Source organism: Vallitalea guaymasensis (genome assembly GCF_018141425.1).
Lineage (GTDB): Bacteria > Bacillota > Clostridia > Lachnospirales > Vallitaleaceae > Vallitalea > Vallitalea guaymasensis.
On sequence record NZ_CP058561.1, the window covers coordinates 1378277 to 1396942 of the forward strand.

The 18666-nt window shown below is 28.0% G+C and carries 24 protein-coding genes; all 24 read right to left on the reverse strand.

Going from position 1 to position 18666, the window contains the following annotated elements; translation table 11 throughout:
- Positions 1-115: 115 nt before the first annotated feature.
- The 24 genes from HYG85_RS06215 to HYG85_RS06330 all read right to left on the reverse strand — a co-directional run bounded on the left by HYG85_RS06215 (position 116) and on the right by HYG85_RS06330 (position 18606).
- On the reverse strand, positions 116-727 hold the full coding sequence (locus HYG85_RS06215) for a CPBP family intramembrane glutamic endopeptidase (protein ID WP_212692748.1): 612 nt from the start codon (positions 725-727) through the stop codon (positions 116-118).
- A 233-nt stretch (positions 728-960) separates the two neighbouring features.
- Positions 961-1905: an amidohydrolase family protein gene (locus HYG85_RS06220; protein WP_212692749.1), complete on the reverse strand. Its 945-nt coding sequence runs from the start codon at positions 1903-1905 to the stop codon at positions 961-963.
- Positions 1906-1986: 81 nt separating this feature from the next.
- Positions 1987-2520 (reverse strand): GNAT family N-acetyltransferase, encoded by a 534-nt coding sequence (locus tag HYG85_RS06225; RefSeq protein ID WP_212692750.1) that lies wholly within the window; start codon positions 2518-2520, stop codon positions 1987-1989.
- A gap of 36 nt (positions 2521-2556) precedes the next feature.
- Positions 2557-3633: a hypothetical protein gene (locus HYG85_RS06230; protein WP_212692751.1), complete on the reverse strand. Its 1077-nt coding sequence runs from the start codon at positions 3631-3633 to the stop codon at positions 2557-2559.
- A 120-nt stretch (positions 3634-3753) separates the two neighbouring features.
- On the reverse strand, positions 3754-4356 hold the full coding sequence (locus HYG85_RS06235) for a hypothetical protein (RefSeq protein ID WP_212692752.1): 603 nt from the start codon (positions 4354-4356) through the stop codon (positions 3754-3756).
- A gap of 146 nt (positions 4357-4502) precedes the next feature.
- On the reverse strand, positions 4503-5207 hold the full coding sequence (locus HYG85_RS06240; protein WP_212692753.1) for an SAM-dependent methyltransferase: 705 nt from the start codon (positions 5205-5207) through the stop codon (positions 4503-4505).
- A 181-nt stretch (positions 5208-5388) separates the two neighbouring features.
- Positions 5389-6282: an AraC family transcriptional regulator gene (locus HYG85_RS06245; RefSeq protein WP_212692754.1), complete on the reverse strand. Its 894-nt coding sequence runs from the start codon at positions 6280-6282 to the stop codon at positions 5389-5391.
- Positions 6283-6566: 284 nt separating this feature from the next.
- Positions 6567-7343, reverse strand: a complete 777-nt coding sequence (locus HYG85_RS06250; RefSeq protein WP_212692755.1) for a methyltransferase domain-containing protein — start codon at positions 7341-7343, stop codon at positions 6567-6569.
- A 267-nt stretch (positions 7344-7610) separates the two neighbouring features.
- Positions 7611-8318 carry a hypothetical protein gene (locus HYG85_RS06255; protein ID WP_212692756.1) on the reverse strand — a complete coding sequence of 236 codons (708 nt, stop codon included), beginning with the start codon at positions 8316-8318 and terminating at the stop codon, positions 7611-7613.
- A gap of 33 nt (positions 8319-8351) precedes the next feature.
- On the reverse strand, positions 8352-9158 hold the full coding sequence (locus tag HYG85_RS06260) for a hypothetical protein (protein ID WP_212692757.1): 807 nt from the start codon (positions 9156-9158) through the stop codon (positions 8352-8354).
- A gap of 134 nt (positions 9159-9292) precedes the next feature.
- A complete protein-coding gene (locus HYG85_RS06265; RefSeq protein ID WP_212692758.1) occupies positions 9293-9853 on the reverse strand; it encodes a hypothetical protein in 561 nt (186 codons plus the stop codon).
- Positions 9854-10126: 273 nt separating this feature from the next.
- Positions 10127-11107, reverse strand: coding sequence for an alpha/beta fold hydrolase (locus tag HYG85_RS06270; protein WP_212692759.1), 981 nt, complete (start codon positions 11105-11107; stop codon positions 10127-10129).
- A 52-nt stretch (positions 11108-11159) separates the two neighbouring features.
- A complete protein-coding gene (locus HYG85_RS06275; RefSeq protein WP_212692760.1) occupies positions 11160-11669 on the reverse strand; it encodes a kinase in 510 nt (169 codons plus the stop codon).
- A 148-nt stretch (positions 11670-11817) separates the two neighbouring features.
- Positions 11818-12654 (reverse strand): hypothetical protein, encoded by an 837-nt coding sequence (locus HYG85_RS06280; protein ID WP_212692761.1) that lies wholly within the window; start codon positions 12652-12654, stop codon positions 11818-11820.
- Between the two features lie 83 nt (positions 12655-12737).
- Positions 12738-13466: a hypothetical protein gene (locus HYG85_RS06285; RefSeq protein ID WP_212692762.1), complete on the reverse strand. Its 729-nt coding sequence runs from the start codon at positions 13464-13466 to the stop codon at positions 12738-12740.
- 23 nt (positions 13467-13489) lie between these two features.
- Positions 13490-13969: a GNAT family N-acetyltransferase gene (locus tag HYG85_RS06290; protein WP_212692763.1), complete on the reverse strand. Its 480-nt coding sequence runs from the start codon at positions 13967-13969 to the stop codon at positions 13490-13492.
- 73 nt (positions 13970-14042) lie between these two features.
- On the reverse strand, positions 14043-14186 hold the full coding sequence (locus HYG85_RS06295) for a hypothetical protein (RefSeq protein ID WP_212692764.1): 144 nt from the start codon (positions 14184-14186) through the stop codon (positions 14043-14045).
- Positions 14179-14760 (reverse strand): nucleotidyltransferase family protein, encoded by a 582-nt coding sequence (locus HYG85_RS06300; RefSeq protein WP_212692765.1) that lies wholly within the window; start codon positions 14758-14760, stop codon positions 14179-14181. Before HYG85_RS06300 ends, HYG85_RS06295 begins: the two co-directional genes overlap by 8 nt.
- A 330-nt stretch (positions 14761-15090) precedes the next feature.
- Positions 15091-15330 carry a class I SAM-dependent methyltransferase gene (locus HYG85_RS06305; protein WP_212692766.1) on the reverse strand — a complete coding sequence of 80 codons (240 nt, stop codon included), beginning with the start codon at positions 15328-15330 and terminating at the stop codon, positions 15091-15093.
- A gap of 30 nt (positions 15331-15360) precedes the next feature.
- Positions 15361-15906 (reverse strand): GNAT family N-acetyltransferase, encoded by a 546-nt coding sequence (locus HYG85_RS06310; RefSeq protein WP_212692767.1) that lies wholly within the window; start codon positions 15904-15906, stop codon positions 15361-15363.
- Between the two features lie 134 nt (positions 15907-16040).
- Complete coding sequence (locus HYG85_RS06315) at positions 16041-16454, reverse strand: hypothetical protein (protein ID WP_212692768.1); 414 nt, start codon at positions 16452-16454, stop codon at positions 16041-16043.
- Positions 16455-16503: 49 nt separating this feature from the next.
- On the reverse strand, positions 16504-17118 hold the full coding sequence (locus HYG85_RS06320) for a DUF6199 family natural product biosynthesis protein (protein ID WP_212692769.1): 615 nt from the start codon (positions 17116-17118) through the stop codon (positions 16504-16506).
- A 245-nt stretch (positions 17119-17363) separates the two neighbouring features.
- Entirely contained in the window at positions 17364-17864 is a 501-nt protein-coding gene (locus tag HYG85_RS06325; protein WP_212693709.1) for a GNAT family N-acetyltransferase, read from the reverse strand.
- Between the two features lie 31 nt (positions 17865-17895).
- Entirely contained in the window at positions 17896-18606 is a 711-nt protein-coding gene (locus HYG85_RS06330) for a peptidase MA family metallohydrolase (protein ID WP_212692770.1), read from the reverse strand.
- Positions 18607-18666 lie beyond the last annotated feature (60 nt).

The window sequence follows — 18666 nt, forward strand, 5'->3', positions numbered from 1 at the left end:
CTCCCTATATAAATTGTACTAAAATAAAACTGTTGTTTCCTATCCTACCTTGCTTACTTTTGTCTTAAAGCCAAATAGCTGTACATAGGTAAGGAAATACATGCAATGAAATCAGTTAAATAATATTAAACATTACAGCAATAGAAGCAGTAAAATTACCTAACCCATGTAATACCCAACTTGATATAATTGAACCACCTGACTGTTTTTCATTAATCCATCCACTTACCCATCCTGACATACCAGTTAAAACAATAATAATTATAGTTCCTATTACTCCAGCTATCCAAAAAAAGAAGATTCCATGCATTAATCCAAATAATAATCCTTGAACAATATTCCCAATTCTAAATCCAAATTTATTTATAAGCCTTTTAGCTAGAAATCCTCTAAAAAATATTTCTTCTGATAGACCTGTTTGTATAAAAGAATATATTATAACAGGTATTAAGACCGAAAAACCTTTACTTGCAAACTGTGATGTCGCATTGTTGGAAGTATCAATATATAAAGGAATTATATAGAATACTGTTATAATCGAAAGAAGTAACATACCAAATATTGATAGTATATATTTTTTATAATCTTTTACCATAACTTTTCTAAAGCCTAGCCAATGTAAAAAAGTTGAATTTTTTCTATCACTTATTATCCACCAGATAAATGGTATTATTGAAAATATTATGACCTGAACAATAGCACTTATAAGGCGATTAAAATTGTCCATTTTATCATCTCCAATTTCTATATATTATAATCCAGAACTCATACCCTGATTAAAACCTCATTTAGATTTTTTGAATTATATAATCTATAAAACCTAATGTTATTTTTATATCTTCTCGTGCATAACCTTCTCTAATTCTATTCTCTTTGTAGATAACCTTAAAACCGTCAAAATAATTTTCAGCTTGGCTAATCCCCCTATAGGTAATACTCTGTATATCTCTTTAATTGCCTTTAATTTAACCCATTTAATCTAATAATATCTAACTCTGTTGCTGTAAATACTCCACCTTGAAAAAGCTTTATATACTCTTCCGAAACAGGACTATTAAAAATAAGAACATCATCTGAATTTATGGTTACCTTAATACCATTATCAAATAACTTTCTAATTGGATGCTTTGCGATTGACTCTACGCGACCTAACATTACATTACTCGTAGGGCAAACATTAAGCTGTATATTATGATCACTTAACCAATTCATAACTTGTTGAGATTGACTTGCTGAAATTCCGTGCTGAACCTCATCTAATTCTAGCTCTGAAACAGCTCTTTTTACCGAATCAGCATCTCCCCATTCTCCTACATGAGCTTTCAAAATTAATCCTTTTTCCTTAGCCTTACGATAAATTCCTTTAAAACGCTCAATAGGTTGAGCCATTTCATCCCCATATAAATCAATGGAATAAAAACAATCATAATCCCAAAACGGTTCAATCCATTCTTCTAAGTCTTTAATCTTACAGTGACGAGATAATCCTATCTGTAACCTTAAATCTATATTAGCCGCAATCATATTATGTATTGAATTGAACACATTTAATAATTCTTCTACATTATTATCATAAAAATAACCATTAGCCCAAATATCCTCACCAATTTCTAAAATTGTAATTCCGTCGTGTATTGCTTGAGCAAAACTGGCTTCTAATGCTAATATCCTACCTTTTTTACCTTCAAAAACATTACCTATATTTTTATTAACCCAGCTATGCATTTCATCCATACTATTGAGTTTATAATTTAAAGAAGGAATCTTTTTGCCAGTCTTTTTATATATGTACTCTTTATTACCTCCAAGATAAAAGTGATTATGTAAGTCAGCCTTTGGTATTCTTCTCAAAGCTTCTATGTTATTCACTTTTAATGATCTTATAAATTTTTCACTATGATTCATACATTTTAACTCCTCAATAATAAAATCAATATTAAGCATACTACGCTTTAAAATAAATATTTACGAAAGATTTATTTTAGACTACCTTATCTCTTTAAAATCCTTCAGTAAGATACTAAATCTTAATCTATCAATATACTCTCCATGTCGAAATCTATCTTCTCTTAAAATCCCTTCACTAATAAAACCTATTCTAGTATAACATTTAATTGCATTTTCGTTATCATAGTCAACACGCAACCAAATTTTATTAAGTTTCAATTCTACAAAACCTATCTGTAACATAGCAGTTATAGCAGCAGCACCATATCCCTTACCCCAAAAGTCTTTATTTCCAATTGTTATTCCTAATTCTGCATTACTATTAACATCATCAAAATTTTTCAAATCTACCCATCCAATATGTACATTATCTTCTGTTAATATAGCTTTTTGTAAATAACCATTAGTTCTGTCAATACACATTTTAATCCATACCTTAGTTTCTTCTCTAGTGAATGGAGGATATTTGTTTGGAATAGATAGATGTTTTGTAACTTCCTTATCTAAAGACCACTTATATCTATCCTCTAAATCATCTAAAATTAAATCTCTTAATATTACTTTAGGTATCATAAAAAACACCTCATCTCTATTCTTTTATATTAGTTGTTAAATAATCTCTACCTTCATATTTGTTCCAACTTGTCCCTCTCTTGCATTCTTAATTGGTAAAAAATATATAAACATATTAGAATTACACTTACGGTGATTCTCGAAACTTATATTAACACTAATATAAGTTTTGATTAGTATCTTAAAGTCCTTCTGGGTTTGTGGATAATCAATATTGCAACTATTTGGAATAACCAAGTCCGAAAAATCACACACATAACCATTCGTACCGTTTTGTAATGTAGCTTTCCAAAATTTCTTGTTTAAACTTATATCATCAACACTCAATTGACAATCACTAACTGATATAAAACCTGAATTGATTGCTTCACCACATATTATAACCTGAAAACCTACTGATGACTTCCCAAGATTCTTTACTGTAAATTTATATGATTTATTATTACCAATATTAGATTTATACTCCATATAATAACTTACAAATTGTAATTTAGTCTGATCTAATTCCGTATCTTCCTGGTCTTCTTTTGCATTCTTGAAAAATAATGTAATTGCAGAATTCAAATCTAACTCATGTAAATGCCTATGGCTTAGAAGGCATAATGAATTATCTATAGAAAATGTATTAGCGAATTCACTAATCTTATCATCTAAAAAGACTGTGTTTTTACTGAAAATTGATTTTATAGTTTTACTGTCAATTTCTTCACCGCAATTAATCCATGCCTTTATATTCTTATAACTGACAGTACTCATTTCATTTAAATTTGTTATGTTAGCTTTCATCTTCCCATCTCTAAATAATTCAATATTAAAGTAGTCACTATCAATGACACTTATACAGAGGATTTCCGTATCTATTACCTTACCTAAAGAGATAGCCATATCTGTTGACAGTTCAATATTTGAGGCATCAAGATTACTATCAAAGAGTGACATCCATTTAGAATCTGGTCGTGCAATTAATGTAATCTTCCTATCAAAATCATATGATTCAGCTTCTACATAACCTGAATTCTTCATCATTACAGAAATAGCATCTACAACAGTATCAGTATCAGTATCAATAGATTTTTTTCTTTTTAATTGTAAATTTGAACAAAACGTACCCATTCTTCCTCCTTTAAACATTAGTAAAATGTATTTCCATAACCTATCTAATTATTAACTAACGTTACACTATTTCCTGTGTTCCCCCTGAAAAGAGATCCTTTATTTTCTTAAACTAAATTTCTATTTATCATAATTTATATACTCTAACAAAATATATTTTTCTTCTACCTTCTTTATAATGCTTCTATTATAGCTTTTAATATGAATTGAATCATCATATATATATTCAATATAGTTTGTTGAGTAAATTGTATATATTCCATCTCCGTTATTTAGTATATTATCAACTTCACTATACAATCCAAATGATTCCGGCATTTGAATTTCAGATATATCATATTTATTATCAGCATAATCTACTAATTCATCAATACTTTGGTGCTTACCTATTGACTTACCAAAGAAATTAAGGCTTGTTTCGCTCACTAGTTCATCAGTTACATATCTATCTACTTTATCATTATACCAAAGATTATAAAATAAACCGAAGGTAATTAAATTAACATCAGATACATTATTTTGTTCAAAAGATTGTTGCTCGACTCTTGCAAATATTGATAAATAATCATTTAATCTTTCAATTTCATCATCTTCAATTGCGATACATTCTTTATCTAATTCTTCTTTTTCATAATCATTTAGATTTCTATCTTTGAAATGATAAATAAGTACTAAGCCTAAAATTACTATTAATAAGCAACCAGTGAAAATATTTTTTTTCATATAATCTACTCCGTTTAACCAAATTTATTTATAAACTCTTTACAACGTAAGAAATACCCATCTTCTAAACCTATATATTAATTCTATTTCAATGATATGTTTTTCTAGGTCTTATTAGTAGATGTTTCATTTTTATTTCTTTTAATCTATAACTTTCTAGCTATTATTGATACCAAATTAAAATAATTACCACCTTCAGCATTTAACATTTTAATATCTTCCTTAGCATAAATATTATCAGTGGAAAGCCAGTCATTCCATGCATCTTTTAAGCAATTCATTTCAGTACAATCTTCAATACTAACTAATTCCGATTTGCTCCATAGGTTATACCACCATTCACAAGAATGAAAATTCATATCTTCAGTTAAGTATGGATTTAATTCTTCTGGTATTCCATTGGTAAATTCTTTTTTTATCCCAGGAATTGCTACTGCAATTTGTCCATCTTTTTTTACAAGTGGAGCTAAGTAATTTGTTAAATAGTCTTTTGTACAACCAAAATAATGATATGCATCTACACTTATTGCTACATCAAAGTACTCTTTAGCGTACGGTAGATTATAAGCATCTGCGTGTATTGGTATTATTTTATCTTCCAAATGCAAAGCTTTTATTCTTTCAAAATTATCTGATGCACTAATCCATAAATCTGTTGCATAAACAGTTACACCATATTCCTTAGCTAAATATATTGAAGTTAAACCTTTTCCACATCCGAGGTCAAGTACTCTCATTCCTTTTTCTAATTTTAATGATTTTGCCAACTCTGAAATAATCCTCATTGAGTTAGGACCCATCATGTTGCTCTTAATGAACTCTTCATTATAATTATAACTATTTTTAAACATAGAACCTTACCTACCTTCCTAATCTTTTGCTCATTATGCTAAACTTTAGTACCTATAATACGTTTTACTTCTAATACATCCATAACATCCACCTTGTTCTTTTAGTGGTTGTTATGGATGTATTGATTATGGTCTTTACTCACTCTTGATGAAAAACTCTGTTAGGTAGATGTGATAATAATTATTTCTTTATGATAGGATACCACAGTTCAATATATCCATATTTCTCTGTACCGCCATAAATTTCAAAATTTGCGCTATCAGCTCTTTCATAATTAGCTGTTGGTAGCCATTCACTATAAAATCTTTTCTGCAAAGTAGTTAGCACTTTGAAGAATTCATCTCCCCATTTAAATTTTGGTGATTCTAAAACAACATATGTCTGTGCAGGAATATGAATAGTTTTATATCCCTTTGTGTTACTGCTTTTTGATACAAATGAACATAGCATATACGGGAAAGTATTTTCTTCTGTCTTACGATAATATTCTGCCCCATGTATTTTGCATAAGTCTTGAGGTAGAAAAGTTGGCAAATCCCCAGCATTTGAAAGAAGTCTATCATACTCTCCATTTTTTTGACATGTCTGCCAGAGCTCTGCTGGACTTAAATATCCATTTTCTCCTGTTAATGATACTATTGTTTCAATACCGAAAATATCAAAAGCCTCTTTGGTTTCAATCCTGTAATCCATTTCTTTATCTCCTTTAATTGAAATTTGAAAGGAAATTTTAGGAAAGGCTTTCAATTTTACACCATCTTGTTTAGATTGGGTTGGAGTTAATCCATGAAGTGCTTTAAAAGTTCTTGCAAAAGATGTTGCGGAATCATATCCATATTTTATAGCTACATCAATTACTTTACTGTTGGAATTTTGTAATTCCAATGCCGCTTGTGTCATTCTTCTTCGTCTAATATATTCAGCCAATGAAATATCAGTTATGAATGCAAACATACGTTGGAAATTATAAGATGAACAGCAAGCTCTCATAGCAACTTCATTGAAATTTATATCTTGTGTTAAGTTTTCTTCAATGTAATCAATTGCCAAATTCATTTTTGTTAGCCAATCCATATTAATCCCTCCTCAATTAAAGAATATTATATATAAAATTTTAATTAGCAACTTTTTATGCACAATTTTGTTTACTTGCTAAAACTTAGTTAAATGAAATTCATTTGTTAAATTATATTTATAAATACATTTATGCCAACTTCTACCTACCCCTTATAGCCTTTATTCATCTAGAATAAATGTACGTACTAACGTCATCATTGTGTTAAATAAGGCTTAGGTAAACATAATTTTTATCTAACGACATATAATATTTCCTATGTTTCTAACTAAGTTTATATGCTTTAGTTAGATTTGTAAACTATGAAAAATAGACGTTTAAATGGAAATAAAACTCTTCCATCAAGTTGTATTCTATAGCTCTTTGTAATTCTCTCTAGTACTTCTTTTTCAAAACTCAATCTATCTTCTTCACATTCGAGTTTTTCTAGATATGGCTTCATACCCGTGGACTTATACCAATCAATAATATTTTGATGATTATCCATAATATGATAATAATCTGTTTCCCATAAATTAATTTCTTTACTTAATTCAGCACATATACTGTAGTAATAATCCATCTTATCATAATTAAATTCTGAACTTTTATTAAATCTATGACTCCATTTCACATTCATCGCTGTTTCTTCAACTGCTCTTTGTATTGCCATACTACTAACTTCTGGTAGTTGTATAGCTAATACCCCATTATTATTAAGTAATTCATAAAATTTAGTAATTAATTCTCTATGATTAGGCATCCATTGAATTGCGGCATTTGAAAATACCAAGTCAAATTTTCCATGATTACTTAAATCTTCATTAGCATCTATTAATTCAAATCTTATACTTGGTAAACGTACCTTTGCCTGTTCAATCATATTAAGTGAACTATCAATACCAATAATCTTAGCGTTATTCCATCTTCTAGCTAATTCTTCAGTACTGTTGCCTGGACCGCATCCTATGTCTAAGACACTATTGACTTGTTCTAATTCAATACTGTGAATCAAATCTTTAACTGGTTGCGTTCTTTGCTTTTCAAATCTTTTATACAAATAAGGATTCCAATCCCCCATACTTCATCTCTCCTTATAAATTGGTATTTTGTTGTTTTATAATTTGTGTCACATGATTCTATTTTATAATTGATGCTAAATATACTTTTATTTTATCATTAGCCAAATACCATCAATCACCAAAACATACATCATACAAAAAAGTAAAACTTGTACTAGTTCATTGATATTCTTCTTAAAAATATATTTATTTAACCCTCTATACAAACTTATATTTATAGTACAGTATATTTAAATCCAACTTCTTTTTCTTTATCAAACAGCCAATTATTTTGATATCACTTTAATCAATTTAGCTTCATTAATAACATCTGATTCTAATAAGTCAATATAGTATTCATCAATAATTATTGTAATTTCTCCACTATCTCCATATTCCTCTAACATATTAACCGCTTCATCATAATTACTGAACCTAAACCATAATGTACGCATATCACCTTTTGCTCTTGGTAAAACATCAGATAGCTTATCATCAATACTAAATGTTACAATATTACCCAAATAATAATCATCTTTGATAATGGAATACTTGCCAGTTAATTGCTTCTGTCCAGAGAACTGTATCTGCATTCCTTTGCGACTTGTAATATCTGTAACAATCATTTCATTAACATTATCTCCAACTTTAATTTTATTTCGATCAAATAATGATCTTCCCCATATCATTGATTCAATAAAGTTTATATTAAGTTCTACATCTTCTATAGTTGACATTAACTCATCAATTGCATCTTGAGGAAGGTCTTCTTCATTCTTATTTTTGCTATTTATGGTTTTTTCAACTTCTGAAATCTTATATTCAATTGATTCTAATCTTTTTATTATTTCTTCAGATTTTCTATTATTAATTTCCTCAATTTCACTAATCCTATTAGATAATACTGTAACTTCAGATGGCTTAGCTGTACATCCATTAATACTTATAACTACAACTGTAACAATGATTATTAAATACTTAGGATATTTCTTCATAATAAATCCTTTCTCTAATAGTCTTCTCTTCCTCTACTTATCTTCTTTATTCAACTCAAAATCTACCCAAATAGGTTTATCTTTATTTTTTTGAACTTCCCATAATTCCCAGAAAGCCTTCTCTTCAACCTGTTTTTCAGATATAAAATAAATCGTCTTGAGTTCACCGTTTGAATCCTCTTCAGTATCCATTCGAACGATATTATGCTGTGAATATGAATCTTCATTAAAGGATAATTGATAATAACCATTATAAGCTGCACCACCTGAGGCATGATAAGTTCCATCTCTTTTAATATCACTCATCTGTCTATGACTAAACTCATGACCAATTACTCTTCCATCATACTTTCTCAAAACTAATATAAATCCTGCTGATTTATCAATACTTCCTTCAATCACAATCTCTGGAACCTTATTATTATTCATATCTATAAAGCTAAAATGATTAGGTATAAACTTATATTCATCGTAGGATATATCATTTAGATAATATTCATTTTCAGATTCTGCTAATAAAAATTTAAAAGAAAAAGGCATTTCACTAAGAAGTACTTGACTATACATTTTACATAATTCAGCATCAAAATACTCTGAATCTAAATTATTCTCAATGTAATCATTTATCCTTTGACTTAAACTACTAGATTCACTATTTATGTTTTCTATGGGTTTTTCTATTGACTTTTCTATATGACTAGTTTCATTTACTTCGCCTTTCTCTTTTTCTATAATACTATTTGTTGAAGGACTATCTTCTACTGAAGCAGTTTTTATGATATTCCCTTTCCAAGCAACTAAAATAAGAAAGATGCTCAGTATAATAAATATTTTTTTCATTATAATTTCTCCCCTAATTGATTAATGTATCAAAAAAATTGTACTTACTTATTATTCGGTTTATATTCCGAATCTATAATAAAAATTATTACTTTACACATACCATTTTGTATTTGACATCTCTGAATGGTCACTCAGGTCTTTACCTTTCTCAGTAAAGGTTCATCATCCCATATTTGTACCTCTATATATCTTTCAGGACCAAATGCACCATCTTGATTCCAATCCTGAGGCAACCCATATTTCTCCATAATCTTTATTATTTCATTAAAGGTATATATTTGTTTTCTATATTCCTTATTATCAGTAACACGTGGACTAAAAGTAGGAAACATATCTCCATATGAAAATGAAATAGTATCTAAATCAAATTGAGACAAATGGATTCTTATGTATTCACCTTCATTATACCAAGTTTGAAGCCAATCACATTTACCAACAACCATATAATGTGGTGATTTTCTAACTGGCTTTCCACCTTTGGAAATAAATATTTCTCTAGCCATTTGTTCTAACTCTTTTCTTCTCTCAAGATATCCTTTATATCTATGAACCGCCATGACTTTATTCTCTTGCTTTATTCTATCTAGTATCTTTTGAGCTTGTGGTATGTCTAAATCTGATAAGTTTAAGAAAGGTCCTCTGTCTTTTTCATAATAATGATATAAATACTTAATACTTTTATCCTTTTCCATAGATTTTACCCCTTACTAATTATTGCGGTTATACTTAGCCCCTACTGCTAATACCTTGTTTCTTTATACATTTTTGTTAACTTTCAACTTGATATGCAAATGGTAAAAGTTCTTTTGCAGACACCTTGCAAATACCATTTTCATATTCAACAATCACTTGACACTGTGGCGCATAATCAGAAAGCATTTGCCTGCAATTACCACATGGGTGTAAAATTAATCTTTTTCATCTAATTTTTGCATTCTAATTTCCTCCAATTGACCATATAACCTTTAATAATTATTACTTATATTTTTAATGAATTCAACTATTTCAGATACCACAATTTCTTTGTGTGACCAGTGAAGATAGTGTTTAGAATCTATTATTGTTCTCTGAGTGCTATCATTTGACCAATTTAATAATTCCAGCTGTACTTTCTCCCATTCATTCCCACTATCAGATGAGAGTATGAGTAAAGGAATATCTTGTAAATATCCATTATCAATAACTATCTTAGCATTTTCGTTTATATGTTTTAGTACATCAAGATTACTATTATTACCTATAAACTTATAATACATTGCTTCGTCAATATTCTTAATATCTTCTGGAAGTGATTCATATCTTATGTTCTCACCTATAAATGGTAGTTTAATACCAATATTGCCCAAAGCCCTATTTATACCAGTTACTCTTAAAATAGCACTGAATCTGTTTAGTATTAATGATTTAATTTCTAAATCATTTACATAATATTGGGGACTTCCACCATCCAATAAAATTATGCCTTGAATTTCATCAGGATACACTTGAGCATATCTTATTGCTTCTAATGAAGCAAGAGAGTGGGCAACTAAAATATATGGTGGTGATTCATTCGATTTATTAAATAACTCGTGTAAATCACTCACCAAATTGTCAACTGTTCTAGGCGAATCAGTACTTTTGCTCCATCCAAATCCAGCATGGTCAAAACTAAGGGTTTTAGCATATTGTTGTAGCTCATTTTGCAAATAATAGAAATCAGTATAAGAGTTTGGTGTACCTGAACCTGAAATAAATACTATTGTATTATTACCATTACCCAATCTATATAAATGCATATCATGTGAATTTATATCAAGCACTTCTCCAACAGGTGTATACATTTTCATTTCTTTTGCTTCCATAATAACTTGCCAAATCCCACCTATGATTAATAATATGGAAAATGATATACCAATTTTAGCAATATTTCTTTTATAAGTTCTCTTTTTTTTGTGTATTTTCATATTCCAGCCTTCCTATAACATGATGACTTATGAAGTGCATTATTCTCGACATTTACTTTAGATGCATAATATCCTTATAGATTGTATCCACTATTTTATTTAAACTTAATTCCTCATGTAATAATACTTCAGGAATAATATCTAATAAATCTTTTTCGTTCCACCATTCTTTCATTTCTTTTTCTCCAAATTCATGGGCATTAGGCTTTTGTTGATGTCTATTTAAAGTTTCTTCAAAAGGTATATCAAAGTAATATGCAAAGATTTTATCTTTGAATACATTATGTAAATTTTCAAATAAATTTTTATACCACTTTGAATTTAAAATACCTTCTAATATAATTATATTACAATTGTTTTTTCCATATAGCGCAAGTTCAAATAATAACTGGCTAGCTTCTGTATCAGGTCCATCTTTTACATATAGCATTTCTCTTCTAACTACATCTTGTGAAATTAGCATTGTACCATGTCCAAATTTTCTTTGTAAAGCTTTACCAGTCGTAGTCTTACCACTTCCTGAATTACCTCTCAGTATTATCAACTTCGCCTCTCTATCCATAAAATATCATCCTTTTTAATTGACAAACCATTATTTATCTACATATGATTATCCTTGCTTTGCACTTATTATTATATCATTAGTGTATAGAATATTTTTACCAAAGTATATATATCACTAGTAATCCATACTTTTTCTTGCCTACCTCTTATAATTTATTCATGTCAGCATATGATATCATTCCGCCATCCATCATATAAAGCTTACTATCCTTCATAGTCATATTCCAAGTTGCTTTATTAATTGTTTTATATAAAGAGTGATTAGAAATATCCCAAATTTTTGTTTCACCACAAGGAACGCTTGCTGTAATCATAAAATTTTTCCATTTACCTACTAAATAAAACATTTTTTTATGACAGTTTTTATATTTATCAATACATTCAATAGTTTTTCTATCTATAATTCCAAGTGATAAATCCTGTGACCCAGTATATATATATTCTTTTGTGAGTAACATACTTTTTAGATTTTTCTTATGTATATTTGTATATTTTATTAATTGGTAAGATACCTTATCAATTTTTAGCATTTGCCCATTCACGTTTCCTGCATAAATGAAGTCATCTGCTTTTATTGTCCATATACTACTATCAGACACATTATAATATTTTAATTGACCTGTTTTTTTGTTAATAATGGCTAAAGGACCATTTCTTATCCCTGCATAAAAGTTGATGTCATCAGTACAAATACCGCATATATCAGTTCTCAAATCATTACCTAATTTCCATTCGTTCATAATAGTCAGTGTATCACTATCTATCCTATAGCAGGTACAAAATTCTCGGAAATATATAAAATCACCGTCAATTATAAAATCTCTTGACTTCCCGTTCTTTGGAAATACTTTCTTACAATCTATTACATTACTAGTATTTTTATCTATTTTAATAATGTTTTTATCTGAGCAAACATAAATTATATTACCGTCTATTTTCATTATATTATTTGTACCATTTAATTGAAAAACATTTTTGAACATAATGATTTCCCCTTTTTTATGAACTTATATTTTCAACATATTGTTATATGACGTATACTTACTTAATTTATAAAATTTCGTTATTATGTGATAGTCTCTGATTTCTGATTACAATTGCTAAGTTTAAAAAATACTTTTGCCAACAATACACAAAAAATATACCAAGGAATTAAAGATACTAAAGAAAAAATGATACCTATATAGCCGAAATTTGCTGGAATCATCATAAAAAATGCTGAAATCAATCCAACAATTGCTATCAATTTACTATAAATAGAACTGTTCAACATAGAAATTGAAATAAGGTAAAGTGCTATACAATTTAATATATAGTAAATTACATAGGCGGTTCCTTTCCACTCTAATATCATATTTTTAGCTGAGGATAATAATATATTTTGTTGTATATCGCTGGATGCCAAATAATATTCTTTACTTATAAATAACATTTCAATTGCTTTATTGGATGAGAGATATGAAGCTATTCCTAGAAAGCCAAGTATTAAAGCTAATGTAATCAATGTCAGATTTCTCTTTTTTAAGGTTAAATAAACAGAAAAATATATAACAGCTAATATCACATTATTAATAATATATAATATATCAAAATGAACTAATCCTAAAATCCAACTATTTTCAAATAGTTCTAGCCACCCTTCAACAGTTTTTGGGTGAGGAGAAAGAGCGAATATTATAACTTGTACTGGAATAATTATTAACATGATTATTATAAGAATTCCTGTAATCCTATATATAGATTTCCATTTTTTGGGATTTGCTTCTTGTATCATCGCTGTTGTATTTGTTTTCATAAGTTCCTCCATAATATTTTCACTCATACTAAAAACTTCTTATAAAAAATACATTCATCTTTTATATGAGATTTATTGAACCTCAAAGCAATATGTACTTTTTGGCTTATTATATTCTCTAATTCTACATCTGATGCGATTTCTTTACAATTCTTACTTTTAATCCACTTTTCTGCTACTTTAACAAGATTTCTACCAATACCTTGCATTCTCAGATCTTCATCAATATACAATCCTTCAATGTAACCAACAGGTTTTGAATCACAAAAGTCTAACTCTGGATATATTGTTATTTCAATAAACCCACCTAACATTCCATTTTCGCGTACAACAACAAAAACTGTCCATGATAACTCATTTCTATAAAAATTCTTTCCTTTTAGTATTAGTTCCATCTCATCTAGTAATTCTTTTTCCGTGTGGTGTGGCCATAAAGAATATCGCATTCTATGGTACTCTTTATTTTCGATTTCACTCTCTTCTATTTTTCTATACTTAAGCATTATATTTCCCCTAACAATAATTATAACTTATTAATAACAACCATTAGCTTACATAATATTACGATCTATTGTCTTATTCCTCAACTAATTCCTTTTTTAGATTTTTTTCTTCAAATGCATCACTTAACAACTCATCTTTTATAGATTTAATACTTCTTTCTACAATACTAATATGGTCTTTTGAATAACTTATAAAGCTTCCCTTATTATCATTCATTTTTTACCCTTTCAAGTATGTTAGCATACAATTTTAATATTCCTTCAATTTTATCTCTTACTAATTTGGGTAACTCTTTACTTAATGCTTTTTCTAAAAAAGCGGGATTCTCTATTCCATTTGTTAATAAATATTTTTCTATCATATTTACTTTTTTCTCTCTGTTAGGAATTAATTGATATATTACATACCAGTCCTCTAAAGAAGTTAATGGAATATTCACTCCATTAATTTTCTTAATATCTGTAATTGAATTTTTATCAAAGTCATATTTATATATGCCGTCTGCATGATTAATTTTTAATCCAGCCATTACATCAACATCAAATCCATCTACTACATATTCATAAAAATAAGTTGTAGAATATGTATCTGTTTTTACCCTAGTCTTTTTATCTCCAATTTCTCTTAGAATTAAATCCAATTTTTCAATATTCTTAATATCTACTAGAATATCAATATCGTTAGGTTTATCTATAAGACCATAATTATTTAATAATATAGAAGCACCAATACCCCATACAATACTTTCTTCATTAAGTTTCTTACCTATGTAACTTAAAGTATCAAACATTTTTAACTTCACCTCAGCTTTTTATATATTTTGTGTATATTAATAATAAACATATCCATACTCCTTATCATAATATAACTCTTCTGGTTATAAAAGATATTGGCTACCAATTAAATGGTTCTTCATTTTGTATTCTTTGAGTATTAGTAATAAGTAAAATACGTCAAAATTCTTTCAAGATAGAAGATTTACTTAACAGTAAATCTTTATTTTCTACCAATAATTAAACAATGATTACTTGATCCTAAAATACTTCTTTCTCTACAAACAGAATAATGATAATCACACCATACTTTAAATTCACTCTCAGTCAATGCGTCAATTTTATCACTAATAAAAGGGGATATTCCATCTGATGCAAGATGATCTAGTACCTTTAATCCATTTTGTATCATATACGATTCTATCTTTCATTATTGATACATGTCGTGGTGTTAAATCTAATGCTGTTACCTCATGTCCTTCATGTGCTAACTCAAAAGAATATATCCCTGTTCCCGCAGCACAATCTAATATTTTAGCCTTTTTATTAAAATTATATGGTCCATTCTCTTCATCTCCGATTAACATATATTAAATATTGTTAAATGATAAAACTCATTATTTCCATTCCTCTTTAAATAATCTATATTTAACTCTATCATAAAGTTGCGTATGTAACACTATTTGCCTTTTATAGTCTATTTCTTTTATCATACCTAATTTAATCATTACTCTTTCTGAACCTTTATTATCTTCAATACAGCCTGTTTCAATCTTTATAGTATTAAGATTTTCAAATGCGTAATTAATTACAGCTTTAGAAGCTTCTGTCACAATCCCCTTACCCCAAAATATTTCTTTTATAAAATAACCTAAATCCATTACGTTACCATATTTATTTTCATTTAATTTTGTTAATCCAATTTCACCAATATAACTATTAGTAAATCTATCCGTAATTGCAAAGAAAAACTTACTTCTATTAGTAGAACTCGCCTCATCAATAGCAATTTGTAAGTTTTCTTTTGATTCGTTAAGATTTTTAGTTCTTATTTCTGGTAAATAGAACATAGTTTTTTCACTAGAAAGTAATTCGTGCATTGTTTTCAGGTCTTCTTCAATATGATCTCTAATTAGTAATCTATCACTTATAATTCTAATCATCTTATAATCCACCACCATGTCAGTAATTTCATTTAACGTTCTATATTTTACTTTATAATAACAGACTGTAGTCGTTAAGTTTATTACACCCAAGCAAAACAAAGGGAATATATTGTTAACTGACGAATTGATTATTACTTAACTTTCCTTTGTATTTGTATGTAACCAGGTGCCAAAATAATACCATTAAATAATATAACTATCTGTAATGAAGATGTTGCAAACCCTAAAGGAATTCTGATTCCTATTATATTACATATGAATATAACTATCCAAATAATAAAACTCAAAATATAATTAACAACTAATAGTTGTCTAGTGTTAACTAATAATATATTCCATTCATCAATCTCAAGTTTATCACCCTTAAACCATTTTTTTAGAACTCCATATACACCTGATATTTTTCTCAATACTACCAAATACACTATATTAATAATTATTAAGACAAATACCAAAAAACTAATTGTATCAGGATGCAAATACACTCTTCTCAAAAACATTATTATTATGTTAAAAACAGCTAATAAAATAGCTATGAATCCCATATCTATTATCCTCCTTATAAAATTTGTGCTTTAATATATATTTATAAGACTAACTAGATGAACACGATGAAAATAAAAATATAATACCTGCAATGCAACCAATAACTCCACCTATCTTAACTAGTGTTAAATATAGTTCACTTGGTTCTGCCTTTTTATACATCCATCCTCTATTCAAAAACCATGTGGTTTCTGGACTCACAATTGATATAACACCTAGTATAAATAATACTATACCAAATAACAATTGAGATCCATCAAACCTCCCCCCTTGATTAGATAAAAAAAATCTAAATTCATCAATTGGTGGATAATCTAATATTCTTCTTACATCTCCACTTACAGTTATTACCCCTTGCTTAAATTCACTGGATATCTCTACATTATTCGGATATATAACAGAAAAATTATTTTTATCTCCATCAATTATATATTCTCTATAATTATATATTATAATTATTCTATCGTCCTTTTCTCTTATAATCAAATCATAAGATTCCCCTGCACTTATGCTTCCGAATTCTCGGCTATATAATCTACCATTAGAATCATTCGATTTTAATTTATATTTATTCCCATTAAATCGTACCATATTTGGACTACTATAAGAACAAGATGTTAATATCAATATAATCCCTAAAACCATTATTATTTTTACTTTCATTAAATCCTCCTGATACATCAAAAATCACATTTATATTACTATCTGTTAACCTCAATAAACATCTACTTAGTACTATAAGAAACTTTGCCATCTATTCTATTATACTTATCATTTTATAATTTTCTTTACTAGGCTAATACGATGGCTGTCCCGACTGACTTAGGTACTAGAATATGTGAGATATACCTAAAAGAATATACTTCCCGAACAGATGGAAATAATTGAGTTCTTTAAGATTATTGTAATCACATGCTGAATTGAGTTTTCTCTAATTGAAATTCTCTACAATTATACTCCCAACTATATTCTATCTCTTCAAAACCTAATTTACTTAATAACTTAATTGAGTTAATATTTTTAGCATGAGTTTCAGCATATACATTATCATTATTTCTCTTAAAATATTCTATTAATAATAGATTACAAGCTTCGCTACAATAACCTCTTCCCCAATGTATATCCAATAACCTATAACCAAGTTCAATACGGTTATTATCTTTTCTTACAAGGAATATTAGTCCTACTGGTACTTTATTCTCACGGAGTTCTATTAAATAAACATTGAGTAAATCATTGTTATATCTAGAATTCCAATTATTAATTTGCTCAATACAAAAATCCATAGTTCTCTCATCAGTTGATCTAAACTTATTAACAACTTTATTATTATCTAGTTCATATAAAAAATCTCTATCAATTAATTTAAATGTTCTTAGATTTAATCTTTCTGTTGTAATAATAATTATTCCCCCTTTTAGAAATTAACCTAATTAATTCTTATAGATACTTTTCCCCAATATAGGTTATCCATTTCTCTTGTAACTGATTTTTTGTTAATCCAAAAACTTCTAAATACATAGTTGGTGATTGAATAAACTCTTTCAACTTATCATACCCAAACTCTGTAACAATAAATTCTACAATGGTATATGAATATTGATAACCATCTCTATTGAAAAAAGTTTCAAAATCATCACCAGTATCTAAGTCTTTAAATCTAGGAATATTATTATTTTCCAATCCATTTTTAATCGTCTTTATAATCCATTCTGGATTATTATCTTTAGCTTCATAAGAGGCAATCCCTTCATTTAACCATCTAGGTATATTATTATTTATTTTATTTACAATTATATGAACGAACTCATGAACCGCAGTATTTACCACACCATCAAAATCTGTACCATATGGTGGATTTAATGGTGACGCAATTAAAATCTTACCAACTCCAATTCCACCTCTAACCCATTTAGGTGCATTAGGAAATCCTAAAGCATTAAGTAGTTCAGTATGTTCTGAATAAATCTCAACAACTAATTTTTTTTCAAGCTTTTGATTAAATCTATTAGTAATTCTATCATAGCTATCTTCAAGCATATATGAAACTTTTTCAATACAACTCTTATCTGTTTCAGCATAGTAAATTATAAATTGTTTAGTTTCTTTACTCAGATTTAATTTGTAATTACCTTTTATATTTTTATCCATTTGATTTTCTCCTTTTAAATTATTATTCTTCACATAACGTTCTGTATCTATAATATCCAT

Bases quoted from the DNA above. Each gene is read 5' to 3' on its own strand.
- HYG85_RS06215 (WP_212692748.1), bottom strand. From the start codon at position 727: ATGGACAATTTTAATCGCCTTATAAGTGCTATTGTTCAGGTCATAATA.
- HYG85_RS06220 (WP_212692749.1), bottom strand. From the start codon at position 1,905: ATGAATCATAGTGAAAAATTTATAAGATCATTAAAAGTGAATAACATA.
- HYG85_RS06225 (WP_212692750.1), bottom strand. From the start codon at position 2,520: ATGATACCTAAAGTAATATTAAGAGATTTAATTTTAGATGATTTAGAG.
- HYG85_RS06230 (WP_212692751.1), bottom strand. From the start codon at position 3,633: ATGGGTACGTTTTGTTCAAATTTACAATTAAAAAGAAAAAAATCTATT.
- HYG85_RS06235 (WP_212692752.1), bottom strand. From the start codon at position 4,356: ATGAAAAAAAATATTTTCACTGGTTGCTTATTAATAGTAATTTTAGGC.
- HYG85_RS06240 (WP_212692753.1), bottom strand. From the start codon at position 5,207: ATGTTTAAAAATAGTTATAATTATAATGAAGAGTTCATTAAGAGCAAC.
- HYG85_RS06245 (WP_212692754.1), bottom strand. From the start codon at position 6,282: ATGGATTGGCTAACAAAAATGAATTTGGCAATTGATTACATTGAAGAA.
- HYG85_RS06250 (WP_212692755.1), bottom strand. From the start codon at position 7,343: ATGGGGGATTGGAATCCTTATTTGTATAAAAGATTTGAAAAGCAAAGA.
- HYG85_RS06255 (WP_212692756.1), bottom strand. From the start codon at position 8,318: ATGAAGAAATATCCTAAGTATTTAATAATCATTGTTACAGTTGTAGTT.
- HYG85_RS06260 (WP_212692757.1), bottom strand. From the start codon at position 9,158: ATGAAAAAAATATTTATTATACTGAGCATCTTTCTTATTTTAGTTGCT.
- HYG85_RS06265 (WP_212692758.1), bottom strand. From the start codon at position 9,853: ATGGAAAAGGATAAAAGTATTAAGTATTTATATCATTATTATGAAAAA.
- HYG85_RS06270 (WP_212692759.1), bottom strand. From the start codon at position 11,107: ATGAAAATACACAAAAAAAAGAGAACTTATAAAAGAAATATTGCTAAA.
- HYG85_RS06275 (WP_212692760.1), bottom strand. From the start codon at position 11,669: ATGGATAGAGAGGCGAAGTTGATAATACTGAGAGGTAATTCAGGAAGT.
- HYG85_RS06280 (WP_212692761.1), bottom strand. From the start codon at position 12,654: ATGTTCAAAAATGTTTTTCAATTAAATGGTACAAATAATATAATGAAA.
- HYG85_RS06285 (WP_212692762.1), bottom strand. From the start codon at position 13,466: ATGAAAACAAATACAACAGCGATGATACAAGAAGCAAATCCCAAAAAA.
- HYG85_RS06290 (WP_212692763.1), bottom strand. From the start codon at position 13,969: ATGCTTAAGTATAGAAAAATAGAAGAGAGTGAAATCGAAAATAAAGAG.
- HYG85_RS06295 (WP_212692764.1), bottom strand. From the start codon at position 14,186: ATGAATGATAATAAGGGAAGCTTTATAAGTTATTCAAAAGACCATATT.
- HYG85_RS06300 (WP_212692765.1), bottom strand. From the start codon at position 14,760: ATGTTTGATACTTTAAGTTACATAGGTAAGAAACTTAATGAAGAAAGT.
- HYG85_RS06305 (WP_212692766.1), bottom strand. From the start codon at position 15,330: ATGTTAATCGGAGATGAAGAGAATGGACCATATAATTTTAATAAAAAG.
- HYG85_RS06310 (WP_212692767.1), bottom strand. From the start codon at position 15,906: ATGATTAGAATTATAAGTGATAGATTACTAATTAGAGATCATATTGAA.
- HYG85_RS06315 (WP_212692768.1), bottom strand. From the start codon at position 16,454: ATGGGATTCATAGCTATTTTATTAGCTGTTTTTAACATAATAATAATG.
- HYG85_RS06320 (WP_212692769.1), bottom strand. From the start codon at position 17,118: ATGAAAGTAAAAATAATAATGGTTTTAGGGATTATATTGATATTAACA.
- HYG85_RS06330 (WP_212692770.1), bottom strand. From the start codon at position 18,606: ATGGATAAAAATATAAAAGGTAATTACAAATTAAATCTGAGTAAAGAA.